At 67.1% G+C, this 23,962-nt stretch carries 22 protein-coding genes and 1 pseudogene; 8 read left to right on the top strand and 15 right to left on the bottom strand.

The genetic code is table 11. The features are described 5' to 3' along the window. Positions 1-332 precede the first annotated feature (332 nt). Together CF70_RS23930 and CF70_RS33940 are read left to right on the top strand one after the other, a co-directional pair. Entirely contained in the window at positions 333-1,499 is a 1,167-nt protein-coding gene (locus tag CF70_RS23930; protein WP_035870572.1) for a response regulator, read from the top strand. Between the two features lie 5 nt (positions 1,500-1,504). Beyond that, entirely contained in the window at positions 1,505-5,320 is a 3,816-nt protein-coding gene (locus CF70_RS33940) for a response regulator (RefSeq protein ID WP_152561899.1), read from the top strand. Between the two features lie 102 nt (positions 5,321-5,422). Here CF70_RS33940 and CF70_RS23920 read toward each other — a convergent pair whose 3' ends face one another. Both CF70_RS23920 and CF70_RS38230 read right to left on the bottom strand, forming a co-directional pair. Continuing rightward, on the bottom strand, positions 5,423-6,484 hold the full coding sequence (locus CF70_RS23920; RefSeq protein ID WP_035870570.1) for a DMT family transporter: 1,062 nt from the start codon (positions 6,482-6,484) through the stop codon (positions 5,423-5,425). A 56-nt stretch (positions 6,485-6,540) separates the two neighbouring features. After that, positions 6,541-6,744 (bottom strand): annotated as a pseudogene (locus CF70_RS38230) (chromate resistance protein ChrB domain-containing protein); the annotation flags it as partial. Positions 6,745-6,865: 121 nt separating this feature from the next. Here CF70_RS38230 and CF70_RS23910 point away from each other — a divergent pair. Continuing rightward, on the top strand, positions 6,866-7,825 hold the full coding sequence (locus CF70_RS23910) for a DMT family transporter (protein ID WP_051648877.1): 960 nt from the start codon (positions 6,866-6,868) through the stop codon (positions 7,823-7,825). A 51-nt stretch (positions 7,826-7,876) separates the two neighbouring features. Here CF70_RS23910 and CF70_RS23905 read toward each other — a convergent pair whose 3' ends face one another. Together CF70_RS23905 and CF70_RS23900 are read right to left on the bottom strand one after the other, a co-directional pair. Next, entirely contained in the window at positions 7,877-8,317 is a 441-nt protein-coding gene (locus CF70_RS23905; RefSeq protein ID WP_035870567.1) for a GFA family protein, read from the bottom strand. 79 nt (positions 8,318-8,396) lie between these two features. Further along, complete coding sequence (locus CF70_RS23900) at positions 8,397-8,768, bottom strand: hypothetical protein (RefSeq protein WP_035870566.1); 372 nt, start codon at positions 8,766-8,768, stop codon at positions 8,397-8,399. A gap of 204 nt (positions 8,769-8,972) precedes the next feature. Here CF70_RS23900 and CF70_RS23895 point away from each other — a divergent pair, with 204 nt between their 5' ends. Further along, entirely contained in the window at positions 8,973-9,650 is a 678-nt protein-coding gene (locus CF70_RS23895) for an alpha/beta hydrolase (RefSeq protein WP_035870563.1), read from the top strand. Between the two features lie 11 nt (positions 9,651-9,661). Here the strand turns inward: CF70_RS23895 and CF70_RS23890 are convergent, their stop codons facing one another. Further along, complete coding sequence (locus tag CF70_RS23890) at positions 9,662-11,200, bottom strand: DHA2 family efflux MFS transporter permease subunit (protein WP_035870561.1); 1,539 nt, start codon at positions 11,198-11,200, stop codon at positions 9,662-9,664. 126 nt (positions 11,201-11,326) lie between these two features. Between CF70_RS23890 and CF70_RS23885 the strand changes: the two genes are divergently transcribed. Both CF70_RS23885 and CF70_RS23880 read left to right on the top strand, forming a co-directional pair. After that, on the top strand, positions 11,327-11,770 hold the full coding sequence (locus CF70_RS23885) for a MarR family winged helix-turn-helix transcriptional regulator (RefSeq protein ID WP_035870598.1): 444 nt from the start codon (positions 11,327-11,329) through the stop codon (positions 11,768-11,770). A gap of 98 nt (positions 11,771-11,868) precedes the next feature. After that, the gene (locus CF70_RS23880; protein WP_035870596.1) at positions 11,869-12,327 is read left to right on the top strand and encodes a hypothetical protein; all 459 of its coding nucleotides are present in this window, start codon (positions 11,869-11,871) and stop codon (positions 12,325-12,327) included. Between the two features lie 61 nt (positions 12,328-12,388). On the opposite strand, the gene CF70_RS23875 is transcribed toward CF70_RS23880, so the two are convergent. The 5 genes from CF70_RS23875 to CF70_RS23855 all read right to left on the bottom strand — a co-directional run bounded on the left by CF70_RS23875 (position 12,389) and on the right by CF70_RS23855 (position 16,318). After that, on the bottom strand, positions 12,389-12,763 hold the full coding sequence (locus CF70_RS23875; RefSeq protein ID WP_035870559.1) for a DUF1484 family protein: 375 nt from the start codon (positions 12,761-12,763) through the stop codon (positions 12,389-12,391). Positions 12,764-12,998: 235 nt separating this feature from the next. After that, the gene (gene glxR, locus CF70_RS23870) at positions 12,999-13,889 is read right to left on the bottom strand and encodes a 2-hydroxy-3-oxopropionate reductase (RefSeq protein WP_081862324.1); all 891 of its coding nucleotides are present in this window, start codon (positions 13,887-13,889) and stop codon (positions 12,999-13,001) included. Between the two features lie 84 nt (positions 13,890-13,973). Further along, positions 13,974-14,765: an HpcH/HpaI aldolase family protein gene (locus tag CF70_RS23865; protein ID WP_035870558.1), complete on the bottom strand. Its 792-nt coding sequence runs from the start codon at positions 14,763-14,765 to the stop codon at positions 13,974-13,976. Positions 14,766-15,165: 400 nt separating this feature from the next. Then, complete coding sequence (locus CF70_RS23860) at positions 15,166-15,861, bottom strand: fumarylacetoacetate hydrolase family protein (RefSeq protein ID WP_035870557.1); 696 nt, start codon at positions 15,859-15,861, stop codon at positions 15,166-15,168. A 34-nt stretch (positions 15,862-15,895) separates the two neighbouring features. After that, positions 15,896-16,318, bottom strand: a complete 423-nt coding sequence (locus CF70_RS23855) for a VOC family protein (protein WP_035870556.1) — start codon at positions 16,316-16,318, stop codon at positions 15,896-15,898. 146 nt (positions 16,319-16,464) lie between these two features. On the opposite strand from CF70_RS23855, the gene CF70_RS23850 reads away from it, so the two are divergent. Then, positions 16,465-17,346, top strand: coding sequence for a LysR family transcriptional regulator (locus tag CF70_RS23850; protein ID WP_035870555.1), 882 nt, complete (start codon positions 16,465-16,467; stop codon positions 17,344-17,346). A gap of 439 nt (positions 17,347-17,785) precedes the next feature. On the opposite strand, the gene CF70_RS23845 is transcribed toward CF70_RS23850, so the two are convergent. The 3 genes from CF70_RS23845 to CF70_RS23835 form a co-directional block, all read right to left on the bottom strand. Further along, entirely contained in the window at positions 17,786-18,481 is a 696-nt protein-coding gene (locus CF70_RS23845; RefSeq protein ID WP_035870554.1) for a glutathione S-transferase family protein, read from the bottom strand. Between the two features lie 72 nt (positions 18,482-18,553). Beyond that, a complete protein-coding gene (locus CF70_RS23840; protein WP_051648875.1) occupies positions 18,554-19,723 on the bottom strand; it encodes an MFS transporter in 1,170 nt (389 codons plus the stop codon). 268 nt (positions 19,724-19,991) lie between these two features. Continuing rightward, positions 19,992-20,576: a class I SAM-dependent methyltransferase gene (locus CF70_RS23835; protein WP_051648874.1), complete on the bottom strand. Its 585-nt coding sequence runs from the start codon at positions 20,574-20,576 to the stop codon at positions 19,992-19,994. A gap of 51 nt (positions 20,577-20,627) precedes the next feature. Here CF70_RS23835 and CF70_RS23830 point away from each other — a divergent pair, with 51 nt between their 5' ends. Next, positions 20,628-21,200 (top strand): hypothetical protein, encoded by a 573-nt coding sequence (locus CF70_RS23830; RefSeq protein ID WP_051648888.1) that lies wholly within the window; start codon positions 20,628-20,630, stop codon positions 21,198-21,200. Positions 21,201-21,242: 42 nt separating this feature from the next. On the opposite strand, the gene CF70_RS23825 is transcribed toward CF70_RS23830, so the two are convergent. After that, positions 21,243-22,538, bottom strand: coding sequence for a cytochrome-c peroxidase (locus tag CF70_RS23825; protein ID WP_235185185.1), 1,296 nt, complete (start codon positions 22,536-22,538; stop codon positions 21,243-21,245). Between the two features lie 20 nt (positions 22,539-22,558). Further along, a complete protein-coding gene (locus CF70_RS23820) occupies positions 22,559-23,956 on the bottom strand; it encodes a metallophosphoesterase (protein WP_051648871.1) in 1,398 nt (465 codons plus the stop codon). Positions 23,957-23,962: the final 6 nt, after the last annotated feature.

Here is a 23,962-nt window from a genome sequence, read left to right as displayed (position 1 = left end):
CCGTCTGGCGGCGCCGGCAATGCGGACACGTCTTCGGACGTAGCCGGCGAGCATTGAAATGATTGCGGGGTGTCAGCGTCAATGCCATGCGACCGATGTCCGTCCCTCTTGGAAAGCCCACTTCGGTGGGCTTCTTTCTTGTCGCCGTTGGCGCGGAAGCGGGTTAACGGCCGACAGGGCCAATACTTGAGCCCTCCGGAAGTGGGGCTGAATTGCGGCGCAATACAACCGTTATGGCAAGCAGGGGCTGGGATGCCCCTTGCTTTGTTGCGTCCCGGGCCGGGCGCGCGCGGACATCGCCTGCCCGGCAAATATCCCTATCTGACTCTCCCATGCGCCCAGACAATCCCGACGCACTGCCCACGATTCTGGTGGTGGACGATGTTCCGGAGAACATCGCGATGATGGCTGCGTTGCTGCAGGATCGCTATCGGGTGAAGGTGGCGACTTCCGGCAGCGTGGCGGTGCGCATCGCGTCGGCAACGCCGCCAAGCCTGATCCTGCTCGATGTTATGATGCCCGACATGGACGGCTACGAGGTGTGCCGTCAGCTCAAGGCGAATCCGGCCACCATGGACGTGCCAGTGATCTTCCTCACTTCCCGCACCGGCGAGCACGACGAGACGCGCGGGTTCCAGGTTGGCGCCGTGGACTACATCATGAAGCCGCTCAGCCCGCTGGTGATGCACGCCAGGATCGCCACCCATCTCACGCTCAAGAACGCCAGGGATTTCCTGCGGGACAAGTCGGCCTATCTGGAGCAGGAGGTACAGCGGCGGATGCGGGAGATATCCATGATCCAGGATGTCACCATCATGGCCATGGCATCGCTGGCGGAGACGCGCGACAACGAAACCGGCAACCATCTGCGGCGTACCCAGCACTATGTGCGGCGGCTGGCGCAGGCGTTGCAGCACCACCCGCGTTTCAGCGAGGAACTCAACGACGAGACCATCGCGTTGCTGTTCAAGTCGGCGCCGCTCCACGACATCGGCAAGGTGGGCATCCCGGACCGCATCCTGCTCAAGCCGGGCAAGCTGACCGCCGAAGAGTTCGAGATCATGAAGACCCACACCGTCCTCGGGCGGGATGCCATCGCGCAAGCCGAGGCCCAGTGCGGCGCTCCCAACTCCTTCCTGCGCTACGCGCGGGAGATTGCGCACTATCACCAGGAGAAGTGGGATGGCAGCGGCTACCCGGAAGGGTTGTCGGGAGATGCGATTCCGGTGTCCGCGCGCCTCATGGCGGTTGCCGACGTATACGATGCGCTGATCAGCCGGCGGGTCTACAAGCCGGCGTTCCCGCACGAGCAGGCGGTACGCATGATCGGCGAAGGCCGCGGCCGTCATTTCGATCCGGACATGGTCGATGCGTTCCTGGCGATCGCCCATGAGTTCCACGCCATTTCACAACGCTACGCCGATACCGACGCGGACCATGCGCGCGAGGCGGCGCTGCTGGCCGCCAACGGTTATTCAGCCGCGACTCCCGGAGAATGACCGGCATGGCTGTCTCTGATTCCCTGTCTGGCTGGCGCAAGCGGGGGATGCGTCCCGGTGCTTCGGGCTATGTGTACCCCGTGCTCCTCATGCTGGCGGTATGCCTGCTTTCCGGCGGCGCCATCCACCTGGTGTACGAGAATAACCGCGCCATCCTGGGCGCGCGCATGGAGTCGACCCTGGCGACCAACGCGCGCCTGCTGGGGCTATGGAGTGGAGAACAGCAGCGGCGGGCGGGAACGATAGCGCGCATGCCGGAGGGGCTCAGGCTCGCGCGGCCGTTGCTGTCCGCGCAAGGGCAGCCATCGCCGGACAGCGAGGCGGCGGCCAGGTTTGATCGATGGGCGACGCCGCTCTACCAGAGCAATGGCTACCTGGGCTTTGCCCTGGCCACGCCGGCACTCCAGATCGTCGCATCGGAACTGCCCAGCCGCATCGGCCTCCCGTTGTTGCCGGAATCCGCCAGGACCGCCAGGCGGGCGCTGGAGGAGGGCAGCGCGGTCTCGCCCCCTTATCCGGCTCCGGAGCCAACCCGCGACGCATCGGGCGCGCTGGTCGACCTGCCGTTCCAGGTAGTGTGTGCTCGCCTGTCCGACGCGGGACACACCATCGGCGTGCTGTGCCTGCGGGTGGATCCCAGCGCGGTGATGCTGCCGATCATTGAAGCGGGTCGCTTTGCCCGTACCGGCGAGTTGTACGCCATCGACAGCCAGGCCAGGCTGGCCTCTCCCAGCCGCTTCACGCGCGAGCTGGCGGCAACGGGCAGGCTGGCACCGAATAAGTCGTCCATGCTCAATATCGCTGCCCGGGTGCCGCTGCAGCCAGGCAAGGCTGCGGGGAGCGGCCAGCAGGACGGCCCGCTGACCCTGGTCGCCGGGAGCGTACTGCGCGACCGCGCGCCGGTGCTTGCCTTCGACTATCCGGACTTCCGCGGCGAACGGGTCGCGGGCGCGGCCAGATGGATCCCCGGCCTGGAGGTGGGGTTGATCGTGGAGCAGGAGATGGACGAGGCGTTCTCCTCCTATCTGTTCACGCGTAATGTCGTGGTGGCGCTGACCGCCATCATCCTGCTGCTGATCGCCATCGCCACCTGGACCCTGCGGCGGGAGGGTCGGCGCCTCGCGCAAAGCGAGGAGAGGATGCGCGCCATGCTCGTGCATTCGCCCGCGATCATGTCGCTCAAGGACCGCCAGCACGTCATGCTTGCCGCCAATCCGACCACGCAAGCCCTGTTGGGAGCGAGCGAGGCCGACGTGCTGGGCAAGGCGACCTGGGAGTTCAACACGGCAGCGGACGAAGCCCGGGCGCGCTGGGAGATGGAAGAGCGCGTGATGTCCTCGGGTAAGGCAGAGGAGCACATCTACGCCATGCAGACACCGCTTGGCGAGCGCCAGCTGCAGATGATGCGCTTTCCCGTGCGTGACCCGCACACCGGCGAAGTGGTGGGGGTCGGTGCCGTGGGCATCGATATCACGGAGCAGGTGGAGGCCAACCATCGCCTGAAATCGCTGTCCGAGACGCTGGAAGGCCGGGTCGAAGAGCGGACCTGGGAACTGGCCCAGGCCAATGCCGAGCTGGTCATCGCCAAGCAGGCCGCCGAGAGCGCCGCCCATGCCAAGGCCAGCTTCCTGGCCAATATGAGCCATGAGATCCGTACCCCGATGAACGCGGTGATCGGCATGGCGCACCTGGCGCTGCGCACGCGGCTCGATGACAAGCAGCGCGGCTACCTGGAAAAGATCCAGCATTCGGGGCAGCATCTGCTGGAGATCATCGATGACATTCTCGACCTGTCGAAGATCGAAGCCGGCAAGCTGGAAATCGAGCGGATCGATTTTTCGCTGGAGCGGATGTTGCGCACGGTGAGCGACCTGGTGGCCGAGCGCGCCGTCGCCAAGCATCTCGAACTGATCGTCGAAGTCGCCCCGGACGTGCCGGACTCGTTGCGCGGCGATCCGCTTCGGCTCAGGCAGATCCTGATCAATTTCGCCAACAACGCGGTCAAGTTCACCCATCAGGGCGAAATTGTCATCCGCGTCGAACGCCGCGGCGCCGGCGAATCCCAGCCCCGCATCCGCCTGCGCTTCGAAGTGCGCGACACCGGCATCGGCATCGATGCCGCCACGCGCTCCCGCCTGTTCCAGAGCTTCGAGCAGGCCGATGCCTCGACCACGCGCCGCTACGGCGGCAGCGGCCTCGGCCTGGCCATCTGCCGCCGCCTGGTGGAACTGATGGGCGGCACGCTGGGGGTGGACAGCACCCCGGGCCAGGGCAGCACCTTCTGGTTCGAACTCGACCTGCAGGCAGGAAAGAAGCGGCCTGCCCGTGCCATGGTCGCACCGCAGCTTGCCGGCTGCCGTCTGCTGGTGGCGGACGATCACGACTACGCGCGACAGGTCGTCGTCTCCATGCTGCGCAACTTTGGCTTCCGCGTGGACGAGGCCACCTCCGGCCGGGCCGCGCTGGCGAAGATCGCGTTGGCCGACGAGGCCGCCGACCCGTACCAGGCCGTGTTCATCGACTGGAAGATGCCCGGTCTCGACGGCATCGAGACCGCCCGCCATATCGATGCCATGCGCCTGCGCCACCCGCGTCCCCGCCGGGTCATGATCACCGCGCACGGCCGCGAGGAAGTCTTGCGCGAAGGCGAGCGCTCCGGCTTCGATGCGACCCTGATCAAGCCGGTGAGCGCCTCGATCCTGCTGGAGGCGACCGTGCGCACGCTGGCCGCCGACGAGGATGCCCCGGAGGACGCCGCCGAGGCGCGGGAGAGCGCGCCGGACGCGATGCTCTCTTTGCCCAGCGCACGGGTGTTGCTGGTGGAGGACAACGACATCAACCGGGAGGTTGCGGTTCACTTGCTGCAGGCCGCGGGGATCTACCCGGACGTGGCGGAGAACGGTGCCATTGCGCTTAATCAGGTCCAGGCCGGTGCCTACGATCTTGTCCTGATGGATGTGCAGATGCCCGTGATGGACGGGTTCGAAGCCACCAGGCGCATCCGGGAGCTGCCGGGTTTCGCGAGCTTGCCGGTGATCGCCATGACGGCCAATGCGCTGCCGGAAGACCGGGCGCGTTGCCTGGCGGCGGGCATGAACGACCATATCGCCAAGCCGATCAATCCAGCGGCCTTCTATGCCACCCTGCGCCAATGGCTGTCGGTTCCCGGTGGCGGCGATCCGGCGCCGCAAGCCGTTGCCCGGCCGGCCTGGGTCGACGCGCTGGCGGCCTCCCCGCACCTGGACGTGAACGGCGGGCTGGGGCGTGTGAGTGGCCGCGTGGAGGTCTATGGCCAGTTGCTCGAACGCTTCGCCGCGGGCTATGCCGACATGCCGGACCGCATCGGCGAGTGCATGGCCCGGGGCGCCCGTGACGGCGCCTTGTCGCTGGCCCATTCGCTCAAGGGACTGGCCGCCAATCTTGGCGCCATGGCGCTTTCCTCCGCCGCGGCTACGCTGGAGGCGAGCTTGTTGCTGCCGACCGCGCCCGGGCGCCCGGATTCCGTCAAACTGCTGGCGGTCCTGCGCGCTGCCTTGCTGCCGTTGCTCGATGTCCTGCGCGTGCACTTGCCGGCTCAGGACGCTTCACCCCAGCCCGGCGCCGTGCCGGCGACCGGCCCCGATCGCCAGGATGCCGCGCTGGCTGCCGTCCTGGAAGCACTACGCGGACAACTGGAGGGGGCCGATAGCGAGGCCAACAACACGTTCGCCCGCTACCGCGACGTCATTGCCCGCGGCCTGTCCGCCGACGCCTGCAAACGCCTGCAGGCGCAACTGGATTGCTACGACTATCAGGGGGCACTGGAAACCCTTGGCGGCTAGGCCGCAGGGCCGGGATTGCCATACTGGCTCGCGATCGCCACGACATAGCCATCGGCGGCGCGCAGCCAGATCTCGCGGTGCTGCGCGTTCGCGCAGGCGGTGTCAGTGCGAATGCCTGTGATGGATATCCGGATAGTGCGGATGCCTGTGGACCAGGGGGGCATGCCGGTGCAGGTGCCGGTGCGGCTCCCGTCCGTCCCAGGGGAAGTCGTGTTCATGCTGGTGATGCGCATCGTGGCGATGCGTGTGGCTGTGTTCGAGCGGCTCGTGGGTGTGCTCGTGCTCGTGATGCTCGCGCAGGTGCAGCCAGACACCCAGCGCCATCAGCGAGGCCGCCGCGTAGAACACCGCGTGCGGCGGCTCGGGCCACATGGCCAGTGAAATCGCCACGCCGAACAGCGGCGCCACGGAGAAATAGGCACCTGTGCGGGCGGTACCCAGCAGCCGCAACGCGATGACAAAGAGCGCCAGGCTGACGCCGTACCCGAGGAACCCGATGGCCATGGCCGCGCCCAGCGCGGGCAGCGCCGGCAACCGGGCGCCGGTGGCAAGGGCCAGCCCCGTGTTGCAGAGACCGGCCGCCAGGCCCTTGATGCAGGCGATCAACACGGCGTCGTTGCTCGACACCTTGCGCGTGAGGTTGTTGTCGATGGCCCAGCACAGGCACGCACCGATGATGAGCAAGGCGCTGGCTGACAATTGCAGGCGGCCCGGCTGCCAGGACAGCAGCAAGCCGCCGGCAACGATGGCGGCCATGCCGATCACGATCGGGCGGCTGGCATTCTCCCTGAAGACCACCCAGGCGATCAGCGCGGTGAAGACGCCTTCCACGTTCAGCAGCAAGGAAGCCGACGCCGCGCTCGTCCCGGCCAGGCCGCTCATCAGCAGGGCCGGCCCGGCCATGCCGCCGGCGAGGATGGCGCCCAGCAGCCACGGCATTTCCCGGCGCGGAATGCCAGGCATCCGGGTACCGGCATTGCCGGAGCCCATCCCGATGCGCCGCAGCACCAGCAGCAGCAGGCCAAGGCCCAGGCCGCTGCCCAGGTAAAGCAAGCCCGCCAGCAGCAAGGGCGGGACTGATCCGGCCAGGGCTTTGGCAAGTGGCGTGCTTGCCCCGAAGAGCAGCGCGGAGGCCAGGGCGGGGGCGGCGGTGCGCAGGGACATGGGCGTATGGAACCGGCGGGCTGGGTGATAGCGTATTGTCGCCCGGCTAGGCCGCGTCAGGGCGTGTCCTGGGCGGGCATGACCGGCGGCCAGCGGTTTTCTTCCGCCTGGCAGTGCAGGCACCAGGCAAAAAGGGCGTCATGCATCACCCTGCCATGGGCGGGCATCTCGCGATCGTCGGTGAACACGTGCGACATGCCCCGTGAGATGGCATATAGCCCCGCCGATTGCGCAGTGAGGTCCAGCCGCGAGGTATCCGCCAAGGGCTGCCCGATGACCGCGCCGGCGCAATGGCATGCAATCCATCGTTCAGCACACGCTGAAACGTTCTCCCGCGTAGCGCGCCCACAATGGATGTGATGCCTTCCCCGGGAGACCCTCTTGCCAGCCAACCTCACCGCGGAGGCGCGCGCGCCCCGCGCCAACGGCGCTGCGCCGGACCTGGCGCTGCTGCTGGCCTTGTCCACGCTATGGGGCGCGTCCTACACCTTTATCCGGCTCGGCGTTGCCACGATTCCTCCGGTGACGCTGATCGCGGCAAGAACACTGATCGCCGGCGTGCTGCTGGTGGCCTGGATGGCAGCCAGAGGTATGCCAATGCCGCGTGATGCTGGAACCTGGCGCCGCTTTGCCGTGCAGGCCATGCTGAACAGCGTGGTGCCCTTTACGCTCATCGCCTGGGCCGAGCAGTCGGTTCCAGCCGGCCTGGCGACGATCCTGAACGCCGCCTCGCCGGTGATGGCCATGCTGGGAACCTGGCTGGTCACCCGCCACGAACGCATCGCGGCGCGCAAGCTGTTCGGCGTGATCGCCGGGCTCGCGGGCATTTGCATGATCGTCGGCACCAGCGTGCTGGGCGGGCTCGGGCAACAATTGTTGCCGCAACTCGCTATTGTTGCCGCCACCGCCTGCTATGCCGGCGCGGCCATCTACGGCCGCTCGTTCAGGGACCTGGCCCCGGCGGCGCCGGCGGCCGGTTCGATGATCGTGGGGGCGGCATTGCTGGTGCCGGCAAGCCTGGTCATTGACCGGCCCTGGACGCTGCATCCGTCAATGTCCTCACTGGCCGCCTTGCTGGCGCTATCGGTTTTTTCCACCGCGCTGGCTTTTGTCATCTACTTTCGCCTGGTGCGCACACTGGGTCCGGTGGGAACCACGGCGCAAGCCTATCTGCGCGTGCCGATCGGTGTCGCCATCGGCATCGTGTTTCTCGGCGAGTCGCTTACGGCCGGGGCATGGGCCGGCCTGGCGTGCGTGGTTGCCGGCGTTGCTGCCATGACAATGCCCGCGCGGGAGCGCCCCGCCGGCGCAAAGCCCGCGACGCCGACGGGCCGCGCGTGACCAACCCGCCGTACATCTGCAACCGCAATGAGCGCGAGCTTGCCGGGCGGCTCAGAACCCTGCCTTGTGCAGCGGGCCATCCCATCCGTCCAGGAACTTCGGCAACTGATCCTCCACATCCACCACGCGATGCCGGTAGAACAGGTGCATGGCCGGTTCCAGTGCCTCCGGTAGCGCGCCGCCACTTGCCCGCGCGAAGAGGCTGTTGGGAATGACCGACATGCCAAGCCGGTTGGTGCCGAACAGGGTCTCGCCGCACTGCCGGCAGAACTGGCGTTCGAGTTGCCGCGTTCTGTGGTGGTACGTGGCCAGGTGTTCGGCGCCGCGTTCCACCAGTACGTGCGCGGGCTCCCAGGCCGTGGCGGCAAATACCGGTGTCGCGTAGAAATCCCGGCAAGCCTGGCAATGGCAATTGGCCCTGGCCACGGGTGCTCCGTCAATCCGAAGCCGGACCTGGCCGCAAAGGCACTCCAACGTAGTGGGGATTGTCATAGGCGTTTTCTCCTGTCTTTTGAACGACGAGGAGCATTCTACTTGGCGTCGGGTCGGGCTGCCTGGCGCCGGCGCCCGGTCATCCCGTGATGGCCGCGTCAAGCATGGCGCCGAACAGTCCGATCAGCAGGGCGACCGCCGAGGCGATGAACCAGCGCACCGTCTTGCGGTATTCCGGCACCTGGTCATCCTCTACCCGCAGCGAGCGGAGCAGGGCCACGATCTGCAGGCACACGGCGGCCAGCAGCGAGGCGGCGGCGAGCAGCGCCCGGGTGCTCCAGCGGCCGGGGGTCTCAAAGCCCCAGAAGCGCCAGAACGCCAGCGAGAAGCCCAGCAAGACCGTGATTGCGGTGATGATGCCTTGCCGGTAGCCCGCCGGCACGACCTGGGGCGCCACGCTTGCTGCCTTTGCGGCTGGGACGGGATCGGGGGCGGCTTGAGGGGCGGTCATGGGATGTCCTCCTGAGCGGTGCCGGAAGGCCGTGGGCGTGGTGCAACGAGTATAGGCACCGGCGGCCGGCGGGGGAATCCGCCGCCATGCCGCGGTCTGCCACGCGCGCTCCCCGGCATTACAATGCGGCTTCGCGGCCCCGGCCCTGGCATCAGCGCCGACCGGCCCGCTTTTCCACTGCCTGTGTCTTACCTCCCACACCCTATGTCTTCGCTTTCTCCCTCAGACAATCGCATCTGGTTCGATGGCGCCTCCGGCCGCATCGAGGCCCTGGCGGATTCGCCGCAAGGGCCTCCTGCCGGCATCGCGGTGATCGCGCACCCGCATCCTCTGCTTGGCGGCAGCGCCGAGCACAAGATTCCGGTGGCGCTGGCCAGGATCTTCCAGGCGCGCGGCTATCTGGCCGTGCGGCCCAACTTCCGGGGCGTGGGCGGTACGCAGGGCAGTCACGACGCAGGGCAGGGCGAAACGGATGACATGCTTCTGGCCGTCCGGCATCTCAGGCAGGCGCACCCGGATCTGCCGCTGGCGCTGGCCGGCTTCTCATTCGGCGCCTATGTGCAGACGCGCGTGGCAAAGCAGTTGCTGGAGGACGGAGAACAGATCGCACACCTGATCCTGGCCGGCATGCCGGCAGGCCCGGCCGCCGGCGGCCGCCACTACGACACGCCCGCGGTGCCAGCCGATGCTTTCGTCATCCACGGCGAACTGGACACCAGCGTACCGTTGCAAGCGGTGTTCGACTGGGCGCGCCCGCAGGAGTTGCCCGTTGTGGTGGTGCCCGGCGCCAACCACTTCTTCACCGGCAAGCTGCCCGTGTTCCAGCGCGCCGTGGCGGAGTACCTGGACCACCGGCAGAAGCTGGGCAGGGCGGCCGGCTAGTCAGCTGTGCGTCAGTCCATGGCCGCATGCGCGACCGCGTCGCCGCCGGCATGGTGCGTGGGCTTGATCAGCAGGATCAGCGGCACCACCAGCAGGGTCGCGACGAACATGACCTTGAAATCGTTGAGGTAGGCGATCATCGAGGCCTGCTGGTTGATCGACTGGCTGAGCATGGCCAGGTCGTAGCGCGAGCCGCTTGCCAGCAGCGCCTGCATGGCCGGGTTGTACACGCTCACATTGGCAGCCAGGTCGGCGTGGGCAACCTGTGTGTTGCGCGTCATCAAGGTCTGGATGACGGAGATGCCGATACTGCTGCCGATATTGCGCATCAGGCTGTAGGTGGCGGTGCCGTCCGCGCGCAGTTCCGGGGCGAGCGTGGAGAACGTCAGCGCGCTGAGCGGCACGAACACCAGCCCCAGCCCGAAGCCCTGGATGATGCCGGGCCAGACGATGTCGGAGACCGACAGCACGACGGTGTACTGCATCATCTGCCACAGCGCGAACGCGGAGACCAGGAAGCCTGACAGCAGCAGCACGCGCGCGTCGATGCGCTTGAGCAGGCGCCCGGCCAGCAGCATTGAGAGCATGGTGCCCGCGCCGCTTGGCGCGGTGACCAGTCCGGTGGTGGCGACGGGATAGCCCATCAGGTTCTGCAACATCGGCGGCAGCAGTGCGCGGGTGGCGTACATGACCGCGCCGATCACGAAGATAAAGCAGGCGCCGGTGGCGAAGTTGCGGTCCTTCAGCAACTGGTAGCGAAAAAACGACTTTGGCCCGGCGGTGGCGGTGTGCGCGAGGAAGTAGAGGAAACTCACTCCGGCCAGGATGGCTTCGATCCGGATCTCCAGCGAGCCAAACCAGTCGAGCTGCTCGCCGCGGTCCAGCATGGCCTGCAGCGCGCCGATCGCCAGGCCCAGCGTGATAAAGCCGAAGGCATCGAACTTCACCGCCCGCTCCGCCGCCCTGGCGGGCAGGAACGACAGCACGCCAAACAGCGCGAAGGCGCCAATCGGCACGTTGATGAAGAACACCCATCGCCAGTTATAGCTGTCGGTGAGCCAGCCACCCAGCGTCGGGCCGAGGATCGGCCCCACCATCACCCCCATTCCCCAGACCGCCATCGCCTGTCCCTGTTTTTCGCGGGGATTGATGTCCAGCAGGATCGATTGCGACAGCGGTACCAGCGACGCCCCGAAGATGCCTTGCAGCAGCCGGGAGGCCACGATCTGCGCAAGTGTGTCCGAGAGCCCGCAGAACGCGGAAGCGATGGTGAAGCCCGTGATCGAGATGGCCAGCAGGCGCTTCACGCTGAGCCGGTCGGACAGCCAGCCGGTCAGCGGCGTGGCGATCGCGGCAGCGACGATGTACGAGGTCAGCACCCACGTGATTTCATCCTGCGATGCCGACAGGCTGCCCTGCATATGCGGCAGCGCCACATTGGCGATGGTGCTGTCGAGTGTCTGGATCAGGGTGGCGGCCATGATCGAGATGGTGATCATGGGCCGGTTGAGCGGCATCGCTACGCGCCCTGCTACCGCTTCGGATGACATGGATAAGGCAGGCTGTTGGACCGGGATATGATAAGCATGCTTATTATACGGGCGCCACAAGGCATGGCAAGGCGGTTTTCGCTGGCGGTGCCGCGTCCGCGGAGTAGATGTTTGTACAATCGCGCCATGGAAACGAAACTGGAAAAACGCTTTGGCTTCCTGGTCTCGGACGTCGGCCGGCTCAGCGGCAAGCGCTTCGACGACCTGGCGAAGTCGTCCCTTGATCTCACAAGGGCGCAATGCCGTGCGCTCGCCTACCTGTCGCACTACGGTGAAGTCAACCAGGTGCGGCTGGCCGACTTGCTTGAAGTCGCGCCGATTTCGGCTGGCCGCCTGCTGGACCGGATGGAAGAGGGCGGCTGGATCGAACGGCTGCCGAACCCTGCGGACCGCCGGGAACGGGTGGTGCGCATGACGCCCAAGGCAGAGAAGGCACTGGACAAGGCACGCCGGGTCGGGGATGAGGTTGCCGAGGAAGCGCTGGCAGGGCTCGGCGCGCAGGAGCGGGAGCAGTTGATCCGCTTGCTCCAGCGCGTGCGGGTCAATCTCGGCACGATTGTCGATCGCTGACAGGAAGGGCGCGGCTCGGGTATCGGCAGGATTTCCCTAAAGTTCCCCGGTCCGCGGCCGATGATCGGATATCCCTGGATTCAATGGATAACGTCGATATGTCAAGCCTCAGCGCAGTCATCCCGCAGGTGACGATTCCCGGAACGAACATACCCGTCAAGGCCGCGTCGGCCGATGCCGGTGACACCCGGTCCGGTGGCACCGCCGCTGCCGCATCGGGCGGTCGCGCGGCTGGCATCCGCACGGGCGGCGGGGCCGCCATGGCGGCAGGCGCCGGCGGTAGCAGCGACGACGACAGCACCGGATCGGATACCGTCAAGCAGCTGAAGAAGCAGATTGCCGAACTGCAGAAGCAACTGGCGGAGCAGCAGCGTCAGCTCCTGGCCGTGCAAGCCAGCAATATGAATGATGAGGCGAAGACCGCTGTCCTTGCCGCCGCGCAGTCCCAGGTCTCCAGCACGTCGGCTTCGCTGCTGCTGGCGACCAGTGCGTTGGCGCAGGCATTGGCGGCTGACGGTGGCAGCGCTTCAGGGTCGCTGGTCAAGACCACGGCTTGACGTCAGCATCAAAGGCCAGGAGTCACGGGGGACGGGGGAGCGGGCGCGTACGATGCATCGCTCAAAGCAGCCGGTGCATGTCTTCCACCGCGTCATCCAGCTGCAGCTTCAGCAGCTTCAGCAGGCAGTACAAGCCATAGGCTTCTTCTGCTTTCTCGCTCTGCAGTTCCGCTAGCTGCAGCACGCTGTCCAGGCCGGCACTGACGCTCTGCAATTCGGCGCAGCCGTTCGCCATGCGCTCGCCGAGGCTGCGGCTCAGCGCATCGATCTGGGCAGTCAGTTCGGCTACGCGGGGCTGATCCCCGGGTTCGGCGGGGCGGCTCAGGCTGAGCACTTCGGCGATGAGATCGCTTTGCGTGCTGAAGACGAAGGGCGGATCAGCCGGACTGCCGGCGCTGGCGATCGGCTTGGGACCGGCTCGGTCGGTGGGACGCAATGCAAGCTCCTCATAGTGTTGAGGTCCGCCTGCTCCAACGCGAGAGTGGCGGGCTCGCAAAAGCATACTGCGTATGCGGTCGCTCGCCCTTCGGAAATTTCCGTATTTGCACGGCACCGCATTTTGTCTTGCACCAATCGCTCACCACCGATACTGGCTGCGCCTGCCGCAACGCGATGCCTGCGATCCGGTCGGCGTGGAATCCGGTCCGGATCGCATGATTGCTGCGGGGGCTTCAGCCTTGACTGGGCGCGACTTCATGGTTGGCCATCAGCTCAAGCGCCCTGACCAGCCCCGAATGATCCCAGCCCGCGCCGCCATGGCTTGTGCACGCATTGAACAATTCCTGGCAGGTGGCGGTATTCGGCAGCGACAGGCCCATCTCCCGGGCGTTCGACAGCGCAAGGTTCAGGTCCTTCTGGTGCAGCCCGATGCGGAAACCCGGTTCGAACGTGCGCTTGATCATGCGTTCGCCATGCACTTCCAGCACCTTGGAGGAGGCAAAGCCGCCCATCAGCGCCTGGCGCACGCGCGCCGGGTCCGCGCCGGCCTTGGACGCGAACAGCAGCGCTTCGGCGACCGCCTCGATGTTCAGCGCCACGATGATCTGGTTGGCGACCTTGGCGGTTTGCCCCGCGCCGTTGTCGCCCACCAGCGTGATGTTCTTGCCCATCAGTTCGAACAGCGGCCGCACCGTTTCGAAGGCAGCCTCCGGCCCGCCCACCATGATGGACAGCGTGGCATTGCGCGCGCCGACCTCGCCGCCCGATACGGGCGCATCCAGGTACTGGCAGCCGAGCGCGTCTATACGTTTGGCAAATGCCTTGGTGGCGATAGGCGAGATCGAACTCATGTCGACCACGATCTTGCCGGCGCTCAGCCCGTCGGCAATGCCGCCCTCGTTGAACAGTGCCGCTTCCACGTGGGGCGTGTCCGGCACCATCAGGAAGATCACGTCGGCCCGTTCGGCCACTTCCTTGCCGCTGCCGCAGGCCACGCCGCCACTGTCCAGCAAGCTTTGCGGCACGCCGCTGCGGCTGGACAAGCTGATTTCGTGGCCGCCGGCGATGAGGTTCGCCGCCATCGGGGTGCCCATGATGCCAAGGCCGATAAATCCAAGCTTCACTTTTGTTCTCCGTTAGTGCATGGCACCGGCATCGCGTACGCCGCGATGCCGGTGTTTCAAATCGCAAGCCGCAAATCAAAGATATCAATAGCCCGATGCCTGCCCCGGGGCGGCTTGCCCGGCACGCATCTGCGTGACCACCTGCCTGGCGCCGGCCGCCATCAGCCGGGCATCGGAGCCCACCGTGACAAACTGGAAGCCCTGTTCGATCCGGCGCAATGCCGCCTCCGGCGCGCCGTTGTGGATGCCGGCGACTACCCCGTGGGCCTTGGCGCGTGAAAGCACATGCGCAATGGCGTCCGCAACGGGCGGGTCGACATCGTCGAAGGTGGGCCTGCAACCGAGCGCCAGCGACAAATCGGACGGGCCGATATAGACGGCATCGAGCCCCTGGACCGAGAGGATGTCGTCCAGGTTGTTAAGCCCCTGCATGGTCTCGATCATCGCGAAGGTGACGATGGTCTCGTTGGCGTGTTCCGGATAGTCGGCGCCGCCATAAAGCAAGCCGCGGATCGGTCCGAAGCTGCGCGTGCCCAGCGGCGGGTAGTGGGTGGCGGCGACGAACCGTTCCGCGTCTTCGCGGGTATTGATCATCGGGCAGATGACACCGTACGCGCCCGCGTCGAGCACCTTCATCAGGATGCCCGGCTCGTTCCACGGCACCCGTACCACGGGCACGGTGTCCGTGGTGGAGATCGCGGTGAACAGGGTGATGGCGTCGCTGTAGTCGACGGCGCCATGCTGCAGGTCCACCGTCAGTGAATCCCAGCCCTGGTGGGCCATGGTCTCCGCGGCGAAGCCGCTGGGGATGGACAGCCAGCCGTTGATGACAGCGTGCCCCGCCGCCCACATTTTCCGAATCCGGTTCTCGCGCATTGTCTCTCCTCGCATGGGTTTGTCCGACGCTGGTTGCCCTGCGTCGCCAACTTATAAGTTATCGTACAACTTGGAGGGAAGTATAAGCGTTACACGCGCTTCGTCAAGAGACGGCGGGAAGTGCCGGCGGTGATCGTCTGCTTCTATAAATTTGGCGGCGGCTCGGGGCTGGCGCTCCGGCTTGGGGGCGAATGGCGCCCGCCTGCCGCTTCAGGCGTTTTCGTCGTAGGATGTCTTACTAAAAGAAATCGACATTGGCGCACCTGGATGGATGTCCCGGTGAGCCGGCGCGGCGTTTTGTTGCTGCTGAAACGGCCCGGCGGGGAATGTGCCGGGCGCGAACAGGAAACCGGGCCCGGATGCACCTGGAAATACGATGAGTGGCCTTGCTGCGTTCGCCTCAGCCCTTGCCGACCCGGAAAGCGATCTCGCCGACGCCTTCGATGCCCGCGGTCACCGCATCGCCCGGCTGCAGCGCGCCGACGCCAGCCGGCGTGCCAGTGAAGATCAGGTCACCCGGCGCCAGGGTCACACTTTGCGATACGTAGGCAATGACGTCCGCCACGGGCCAGATCTGCTCGTTCAGGTCGCCTTCCTGGCGGGGCTCGCCATTGACCTTGAGCCATACGCGGCCGTGGGCGGGGTGCCCGATGCTGGCAGCGGGCTGTAGCGGACCGCACGGGGCGGAGGCGTCGAAGCCCTTCGACCAGTCCCACGGGCGGCTCATCTTCTTGGCGGTGTCCTGCAAGTCGCGGCGCGTCAGGTCCACGCCAACGCCGTAGCCCCACACCAGTTCGAGCGCCTGCTCCGGCTTGATGTTGGCGCCGCCCTTGCCGATGGCCACCACCAGTTCGATTTCATGATGGAGGTTGTCCGTCAGCGGCGGATAGGGCACGGTTCCTTCCGCGGCTACCACCGCATCGGCCGGCTTGGTGAAGAAGAACGGCGGTTCGCGGTCAGGGTCATTGCCCATCTCGCGCGCATGCGCCGCATAGTTGCGGCCAACGCAGAACACGCGGCGGATGGGGAAGCGGGCGCTGCCGCCGGCCACGGCGACGCTCGCCTGCCCGGCGGGCTGGATCACGAATTCAGTCATGTCTGGGTTCCTGGGGGCGTATGTGAGGAGGCGGTTACTTTGCAAAGACCTGGCTGATGTCGCCGAAGGCCTTGAACTCAAGGGCATTGCCCGACGGATCGAGGAAGAACATCGTGGCCTGCTCGCCAACCTGTCCCTTGAAGCGCACATGCGGTTCGATCACGAACCGGGTGTCAGCGGCGCGCAGCTTGTCGGCCAGTGCTTCCCACTCTTCCATGGACAGGATCGCGCCGAAGTGCCGCACCGGCACCTCGTCGCCATCGACTGCACTGGTTGCGCGATGGCCGCATTCTTCCGGCGCGAGGTGCGCGACGACCTGGTGGCCGTAGAAATTGAAATCGATCCAGGCATCGGAACTGCGGCCTTCCGGGCAGCCGAGGAGCCCGCCGTAGAAGCGGCGGGCTTCCGCCAGGTCGTTGACGGGAAAAGCCAGGTGGAACAACGGCGTTGCGCTCATGGGAGGGGCTCTTGTGGGTTGGGGTTATCGGCAGTGCGTCCGCATTGATTGTAATCAGCAGAAGTCGTAATATGAAACGAATGATTTCTGTTCTCAGCATAGAAATTTTCGATATAAAACCATGATCGGGCCATGAGCCGCACCGGATGATCCGCTATTTCCGTACCTTCCTGGTAGCCGCTGAAACCTCGTCCTTTTCTGCCACCGGCGCGCGCCTGGCCCTCACGCAGTCCGCTGTGAGCACGCAGATCCGCCGGCTGGAGGAAGACCTGGGATGCGCCCTGTTCGACCGGGCCGGCAAGTCGGTCGCACTGAGCGAGGAGGGCCGCAAGCTGCTTCCGGAGGCCATGCGCTTTGTCGAGCTCTATGAGTCGATGAAGGGCCGCGCGCATTCGGCCCCGGATACCACGCCGCTGGATCTTGGCGCCGTCTCGACCGTGCAGGCCACGCTGCTGCCCAAGGCCATGAAGCGCCTGCGCGCCGGCTTTCCCAAGGCGCATGTCAATATCGTTCCCGGCATGTCCACCCAGTTGCTTACCCAGGTGGATGCCCGCGAGCTTGACGTAGCCGTCCTGATCAGGCCCAGGCTTGGCATTCCCCAGGAACTCAAATGGGTGCCGCTGATGCGGGAGCGCTTTGTCGGCATCGCGCCCTCCGGCTCGCCGCGCGAGCTGAAGGCGGCGCTGGCGGCGTTGCCATTCATCCGCTACAACCGGCATTCCATGGGCGGCCAGCTGGTGGACCGCTATCTCCGGCGCCACCGGCTGTGGGTGGACGAGAGCATGGAGCTGGACGAGCCAGCGGTGATCCTGCAGATGGTGGGCGAGGGGCTGGGCTGCGCGATCATTCCGGCGGAACTGGTCCCGCTCAAGTCAGCGCGCAACGTCGTGGAAATACCGCTGCCGGGCGAACCGGTCTTTCGCGAGATCGGCGTGCTGGTCCGGCAGTCGGCGCTCAAGCGGCCATCCATGGCGGCACTGATCGATGCGCTCGTTGCCGAGACCGCGCACTGGCGGGACCCGGTGTAATCGGGCGGCCCCGGCAAGTACGCAGGCCGGGCCGCGCCAAAAAAGACGCCCCGGGCGGCGGGAGCGCACTCGGGGCGATGAGGACCAATTGGCAGTACCCACGGGGTGCCGCCAGCCAGCAAATCGAGAGACCGGAGAGTCAGCAAGCGGGGGGGGGGCACACGCTGCAGAACACGTGCCCGCATATTAAGCAGCGCGGCAGGGGATCAAAGCCCGGAGTAGCAGGGCCATTGCGGCCCTATCCCGGCTTTAGGCACCAGGGCGGTGCCCGTGGCGCGGCAATGGGGCAAGCGTTTTCGCGCTGGCTGTCGCACGCGTCACTTGCCGTCTCGGGAGGTGGCTCCGGACGGCCGGCCGCGCAGACGCATTGCCCGGCCCGCGGTTCCCGGACTCGCGGCTTATTGCGGCAGCCGACATCGAATGGCGTCCCCAGGGAAGATCAGGCAACCGGCGGCTCGTCGCGGAGAAAGCGCGCCGGGATGGCGCCCTTGACCGGGAACAGGTGGAAGTAGGGGCGGGCTTCGGCGATGACACGTTGCACGGACGGGCGGCCCCACAAGCGCTCCGCATAGGCGGCCAGGCGCGGATGCGTTTGCGCGAACGGCATCACCATGCCCGCATAGAACAGCGCCGGCTCCGCCGAGCAGTCCGCCAGGGTGAAATGCTCGCCCGCCACCCAGGTCCTGTCCGCCATGTGCTGCTCGACCATGTCATAGGCAGTGCGCAGCATGGCCTGCGCGTCCGCGACGCCGCGCGGATCGCGCTCGCCATCGGCCCGCAGCCGGTCGCCCACGATCTTCTGCACCGGGATGTGCACGTAGTGGTCGAAGGTGCGGTCCCATAGCCGAACCTCGCGGCGCTCGTCGTCCGTGGCGGGCAGCAGCGGGCGCGCGCCGGGGTAATGCCGGTCGAGATACTCGATGATGATCGTGCTTTCCGGGATTGTCAGGCCGCGGATGTCGTCGCGCAGGACCGGCATCTTGCCGATGGGCCAGAGCGCCAGGAAGGCGGCGCGGGAGTCCGGCTCGCCAAGGTTGACCAGATGGGTGGAAAACGGCGTGCCGTTCTCGTAAAGCGCGATCAGCACCTTGTGGCAAAACGAGGATAGCGGATGAGCATGGAGCGTCAGGGCCATGATGGTTGCCTCCTTGTCGTTCCGGCCGCAGCCGGGATGCCGGCGCCCGTGGCGGGCTGCCGGCGGGGCCGCTTACGTGGCGACCACCTGCGGCGGGCGCGGCCGGGTGGCAAACGCGAAGGCGATCTGCGTCAGTCCCGCGGACAGTCCCAGCGCCACGCCGATTTGCCACGCCAGAGTATAAGAGCCCAGCGCATCGTAGACCAGCCCGCCGCCAAACGCGCCGACGAAGCTGCCGATCTGGTGGCTGAAGAACGCCACGCCGCCAAGCATCGCCTGCCAGCGCAGGCCGAAGGTTTCGGCGATCCAGCCTGCCACCAGCGGTGCCACGCCCAGCCACAGGAAACCCATCACCGCGGCGAACACCAGCGTGCTGCCGGGCGTGGGCGCGGACGAGAAATACCAGGTCAGCGCGAGCGAGCGCACGGTGTAGATGGTGCCGAGCAGCATGAGCTTGTTGACCCGGCCGCCGGCCCAGCCGAAGAACAGGCTGCCCAGCACGTTGAAGCCGCCGATCACGCCCAGGGCCTTGGCGCTGAGCATGGGGTCCATGCCGCAGACGTCGAGATACGAGGGCAGGTGCGTGGTGAGGAAAACCAGCTGCATGCCGCAGACGAAATAAGCGGCGCCCATGACCAGGAAGGCCTTGTGCCGCAAGGCCGTGCCAAGCGCCTCGCGCGCGTTTTGCTGCACGCCGCCCGGCGGCGTGGGCAGCGGCAGGCGATCCACCTTGCCGGCAAACCACGCGGCCGGCAGCATCACCAGCGCCAGCACAACAAAGGCCGCCAGGCCCACGCGCCAGCCGTAGGATTGCGCCACCATTTGCCCGATCGGCGCGGCTACCAGGGCCCCGAGCGAGCCGGCGCCCGACACGATGCCCAGCACCGTGCTGCGCAAGGCGGCCGGCACCGGGCGTGCCGCGACCGCCATGGAAATGGCGCTGCCGGTGCAGGCCATCGACGCCCCGATCGCCACGCCGGCGCCGAGCGTCACGCCCACGATGCCGTGGGCGGTGGCCAGCAGCACCAGGCCCAGCACATAGAGCAGCGAGCCGCTCATCATCAGGGGCCGGAATCCTACCCGCGTGGCCCACGCCCCGGCCAGCGGCTGGAGCAGGCCCCAGGCCAGGTTCTGCACCGCAATCGCAATCGTGAAGTCCGACACCGAGATGCCGATCTCCCTGGTCAGGGGCGGCATGAAGATGCCCAGGCTCTGTCGCAGGCCCATGGCCAGGCTGAGCATCACGGAGGCGCCGAGCAGAATCGGCAGGACGGGGCGGAGGTCGGTCAGGCGGGGAGGCACGGTGAGGCTGTCTCTATTGTTGTCTTTGTCTTGTTGTTCTCTTATGCCGGCTCGCCCTGGGCAGCCGCGAACAGATGCGAACAGATGCGAACACACGTGAACAGCCGCGCAGGGCTGGGTCAATGGCTCAACCGAGGGTAGTTCCGAACGAAATCGAAGTCAATTTGGATCTGCTTAAGCGACCCTTTGCGCGGCGCCGGCGTTCGCGCTATGGCCTGACTGCGGTTGCCAGCAGGGCCGGCATCGGCGCGTCGAAGGCGTCGCCGCTGGCATAGGCGGCAACGGTGTCCCGGAGCGCTGCGCGAATGGCTTCCCTGGCTTGCGGGCTTTGCGCACGCAGGGTGGCAGATGCGCGCACCGTTCCCGCCGCGACCATCTCGAAGAGTTGGTCGGGCGTCGCCATGCGCCAGCTCTGCGGCGCCTGGCGGCAGGAGGGGGAGACAAAGCCCGCGCCGAGCAGCGCCTTTGCGCAAGCATCCGGATCGCTGAACAGGAAGAAGTTCGGTCCCGCCGGCAGGCCGACATCCAATGTGCCGTGGGCGCGCACGGCGGCATAGAGCGCCCCGAAACCCACGGCGCGCTCCGGCACGTCCCACACTGTGAATGCCACGCGCCCGCCGGGCTTGAGCACGCGCAAGGCCTCGCGCAGCGCCAGGTCGGGATCGGGCAGGTGGCACATGCCGAAGGCGTTGACGACCGCGTCAAAGGTGCCCGGTTCGAACGGAAGTGCCTGTGCATCGGCCGTGCCTGGCGGATCGCGGCTGGCGCCATCGGGCATCCGGTGGACGCGCATGGCGAATCAATGCGCGTATGCTCTGCCAACAGCCAACTTTCCCGCATTCCCATGTCGAAAGTCTGCAAAGCCGTTATCCCTCTGGGCCCGGCATCGCTCCTGGCGCTCGCGCTGACCGGCTGCGTGTCCCACTACCGGGTCGAGACCGGCGCACCCGCCGCCCGTGTGCGGTTGCTGACCAACACGGAAGACAACACGACCTTCAGCGTGGTGGATGCGGATAAATGTCCCAAGCCGCCCAAGCCGCTCTTGCTGGCCGCGACGGGAAACCAGATCACGGCGATGGGCAGGGAACCCGGCCTGGCGATGGCGGGGATCTCGCCGGAGCCCCCCGGCCGCACGCGCGAACGGTGGTTGCTGGCAGGCCATCGGATCTACCTGACCGCGACGGCGGCATCGGCCGCCGACGACCAGCCTTACCGCTGCGCGGTGGGCATTTCCTTTGTGCCGCTGCCAGGCTGGGAGTATGAGTTCCGCTTTCAGCGCAATGCCGCCGCGAAGAGTTGCGGCGGACAGGTGCTGCGGCTGGTCCGGGCAGAGGGCGGCGCCATCGCAACAACGCCCGATCCTACGCAACGGGTCTTTCGCGGCTTTGAAGCGGACGCGGTCTGCGCGGCACCGTGAGGCAGCCCGGCGCTGCCGCGGCGCAGCGCGCAGCCGGGCCGGTCAGCGCTGTGCCGCCGCCGCGCCCGGCATGAGGCCGGCATAAGGCGCATCGGTCAGCGTTCGCAGGAACGCCACGAGATCGTCGATCTCCGCTTCGGTCATGGCCGGGGCTGTTCCCGCGCGCCGGTTCATCGGCGTGGAATTGATGTTGATGTTTCCCCGGTAGGCCGCCGGCACGTCGTCGAAGGTCCTGGCGCCGCGATACCACTTGCCCGGATCGGTCGAGCGCGTGTTGTAGAACGCCACCGCATCGCGCAGCGTGGTGAACACACCGTTGTGCATGAAGCTCTGGCGCACCGCCACATTGCGCAGGCCGGGCGTGCGGATATAGCCGCACCATTGCTCCGGCTCGGGCCAGCGCAGGCGGCGGGCGCTGTCGCACAAGCCGTTGTCGAAATGGCCGGGGTCGCGGTTGGCGGCCAGCGCGCGGTTGCGTGGAACGGCAATGGCGTCGTAGCCGAAATCCGTAAACAGCGAGCGCTCGGGACGGCTGGCGGTGTCCGCCAGCGTGTGGCAGCTCATGCAGTTGCCCTTGTCCGGGTTCTTGAACAAGGCCAGGCCGCGCGCTTCCTGCGGTGCCAGCGGCGTGCGGTGGCGCAGGTAGTCATCGAAGCGGGAACTGAAGGGCGCCATCTCATCGCTCTGCAGGTAGGCCTCCAGCGCCTTGCCCAGCGCCCTCACCAATTGCTCGGGATCGGTCTGTACAGCGGCGCCGAAGTGCCGGGCCAGCACGGGTGCCAGCTCGGTCCCCCTGACCTTGCGCAGCAGGCTGGCGGGGGTGCCGTTGTTCATCTCATTGGGATCGAGCAAGGGGCCGCGCGCCTGCTCCGCGAGTGTGTCGGCGCGGCCGTCGGCGAACAGGCCGCCGAAGGGCGACGGGTAGGGCGCATCGTCGTCCTGGTAGAAGTGCCGGCGCGGAACGTAGCGCACGTAAAGCAGCGACGGCGCGTTGCGCAGGCTGAAGCGGCCGGGCCGGCTGCCCTGGGGCACGCGCGGCCCGGCCAGAGCGGCGGGCGACAGTGTCGGCGCGAAGGCGCGCGCCGGGTCGTGGCAGGCGGCGCAGGATGTGCCGCGCGGCTCCGACAGGCGGGCGTCGAAGAAGATGCGCTTGCCCAGCGCGGCCAGGCCAGGATCGGGGCGGAAGACGGCGGCGGTGGGGTCCACCTTGGCGGTGACCTTTGGCGTGCCGTTGCCGATGGTCGCCACCACGCCCGCGGGCGGGGCGCCCGGCGTCAGCACCACGCCTGGCGGCGACGCCGCCAGGCAAGCACCGCCAACGCAGGCCAGAACGGCGATGGCGGCGCGCGCGGCAGCGCTCACGGCGCCAGGAAGCCGGTCTTGTCGCAAGCCAGCGTATTGGAGGTCTGCACGCAGGTAGCCATCAGCTTGCCGGCCACGCTATAGGCCTTGAAGGTCCAGCCGGTGGCGGGCGATGCGTTGCGCTCCATCATCACGAAGCCGAAGCTGCTGTGATGGGTGATCTTGTCGATGACGGTGCCGGGGGCGGGAATCGTGCCAGGCGGCAGCGGATCGGGCAGCGCTACGTCCAGGTTGTCGCCGCCGTTGCCGGACACGATGGTGGCCGGGTGGCCGGAGGCGAAATTGATGGCCTGGAAGTCATGCACGTGGCCGTGCAGCGCCACGTGCACGCCGACCGGGTAATAAGCCTGGGCGTTGGCGTTGCTCATCACCGACTGCAGCGCCAGGTTGCCCGGCGCGGGGTTGTTGCCCGCCACCGGCGCAAAGGCCAGGATGGGATGGTGGTTGGTGAACAGGGTGGTGCTCATGCCCGGCCTGGCGGCGAGCCAGCCCACCGTCTGGAACTGCTTCTGGTAAGCGATGAACTGCGGGTCGTTGGTGGGCAGCGCGGTCTTGCCGGCCTTGGCCGAGTCAAAGACGATGACCTGCGAACCGGTGCCGAGCGCAACGGCGTAGGGCTCGGAGTAGTTGGCGTTGCCGTCGTTGGCCGGGTCGTTGCAGGAGCGCGCGTCCGAGTATGGGCGCGGATCGAGGAAGCGGAACCAGCCCTGGCCGGCGCGCGCGCATTCCTCATGGTTGCCGCGCACCACCACCCACGGTGCCTTGGCCATCAGCGCGGCGGCGGGCTTGAAGAGGTCGGCCTGCCAGGTATCCCAGCCATAGCCCCACGGCGTGCCCTGGCAGCCGGCGATATCGGGCGGGCAGAGGTTTTCGCGATAGTGGTAGTCGCCGATGTGCAGGACCAGGTCGGGGTTCATGCCGGCGGCGGTGGCGGCGAGCGCGGCAAACGGCCACGCGGTGCCGTCGCTGCAAGGCTGGTAAGCGTTATCCGCCTTCTTCAGGCGGCAGCCGGTGTCGGCCAGCACCAGCACGCGCTGCGGCTGGGCCTTCGGCAGCGGCAGTGTCTGGCCTGCCACGCTGGCGGCGGCCGCATTGGCCGGCAGCGTCGCTTCGCACACCGAGACCGGGAAGTCCGATGGCTTGGAGTCGGCAGCGGCGCTGGCGGTGGTGCGCAGCGGCATGGCGCCGGCGCCCACGCGCAGCGCCATGCGCTGCTGCACGCCGTCTACCGTCAGCAAGGGGCACAGCGCATTCGACGGCAGTGCGCTGCCCGCGGCGGCGGCCGGCGCGACATAGCTGGTGATGACGCGGGCGATGGCCTGGTTGCTGTCGCCGATCTCTACCCACGCGGCCTGGATGTTGGCGCTGGCGCTGGCTGCATCGCCGGCCGGCACGACCGG

Origin of the sequence: Cupriavidus sp. SK-3 (assembly GCF_000611145.1) — a bacterium.
GTDB lineage: Bacteria > Pseudomonadota > Gammaproteobacteria > Burkholderiales > Burkholderiaceae > Cupriavidus.
Note: the sequence above shows the minus strand (reverse complement) of the source record. Positions and strands in the feature narration are given on the sequence as shown.

Coding starts and splice junctions, on each gene's coding strand:
- CF70_RS23930 (WP_035870572.1), top strand. CDS start 333: ATGCGCCCAGACAATCCCGACGCACTGCCCACGATTCTGGTGGTGGAC.
- CF70_RS33940 (WP_152561899.1), top strand. CDS start 1,505: ATGGCTGTCTCTGATTCCCTGTCTGGCTGGCGCAAGCGGGGGATGCGT.
- CF70_RS23920 (WP_035870570.1), bottom strand. CDS start 6,484: ATGTCCCTGCGCACCGCCGCCCCCGCCCTGGCCTCCGCGCTGCTCTTC.
- CF70_RS23905 (WP_035870567.1), bottom strand. CDS start 8,317: ATGACAATCCCCACTACGTTGGAGTGCCTTTGCGGCCAGGTCCGGCTT.
- CF70_RS23900 (WP_035870566.1), bottom strand. CDS start 8,768: ATGACCGCCCCTCAAGCCGCCCCCGATCCCGTCCCAGCCGCAAAGGCA.
- CF70_RS23895 (WP_035870563.1), top strand. CDS start 8,973: ATGTCTTCGCTTTCTCCCTCAGACAATCGCATCTGGTTCGATGGCGCC.
- CF70_RS23890 (WP_035870561.1), bottom strand. CDS start 11,200: ATGTCATCCGAAGCGGTAGCAGGGCGCGTAGCGATGCCGCTCAACCGG.
- CF70_RS23885 (WP_035870598.1), top strand. CDS start 11,327: ATGGAAACGAAACTGGAAAAACGCTTTGGCTTCCTGGTCTCGGACGTC.
- CF70_RS23880 (WP_035870596.1), top strand. CDS start 11,869: ATGTCAAGCCTCAGCGCAGTCATCCCGCAGGTGACGATTCCCGGAACG.
- CF70_RS23865 (WP_035870558.1), bottom strand. CDS start 14,765: ATGCGCGAGAACCGGATTCGGAAAATGTGGGCGGCGGGGCACGCTGTC.
- CF70_RS23860 (WP_035870557.1), bottom strand. CDS start 15,861: ATGACTGAATTCGTGATCCAGCCCGCCGGGCAGGCGAGCGTCGCCGTG.
- CF70_RS23855 (WP_035870556.1), bottom strand. CDS start 16,318: ATGAGCGCAACGCCGTTGTTCCACCTGGCTTTTCCCGTCAACGACCTG.
- CF70_RS23850 (WP_035870555.1), top strand. CDS start 16,465: ATGATCCGCTATTTCCGTACCTTCCTGGTAGCCGCTGAAACCTCGTCC.
- CF70_RS23845 (WP_035870554.1), bottom strand. CDS start 18,481: ATGGCCCTGACGCTCCATGCTCATCCGCTATCCTCGTTTTGCCACAAG.
- CF70_RS23840 (WP_051648875.1), bottom strand. CDS start 19,723: ATGCTCAGCCTGGCCATGGGCCTGCGACAGAGCCTGGGCATCTTCATG.
- CF70_RS23835 (WP_051648874.1), bottom strand. CDS start 20,576: ATGCGCGTCCACCGGATGCCCGATGGCGCCAGCCGCGATCCGCCAGGC.
- CF70_RS23830 (WP_051648888.1), top strand. CDS start 20,628: ATGTCGAAAGTCTGCAAAGCCGTTATCCCTCTGGGCCCGGCATCGCTC.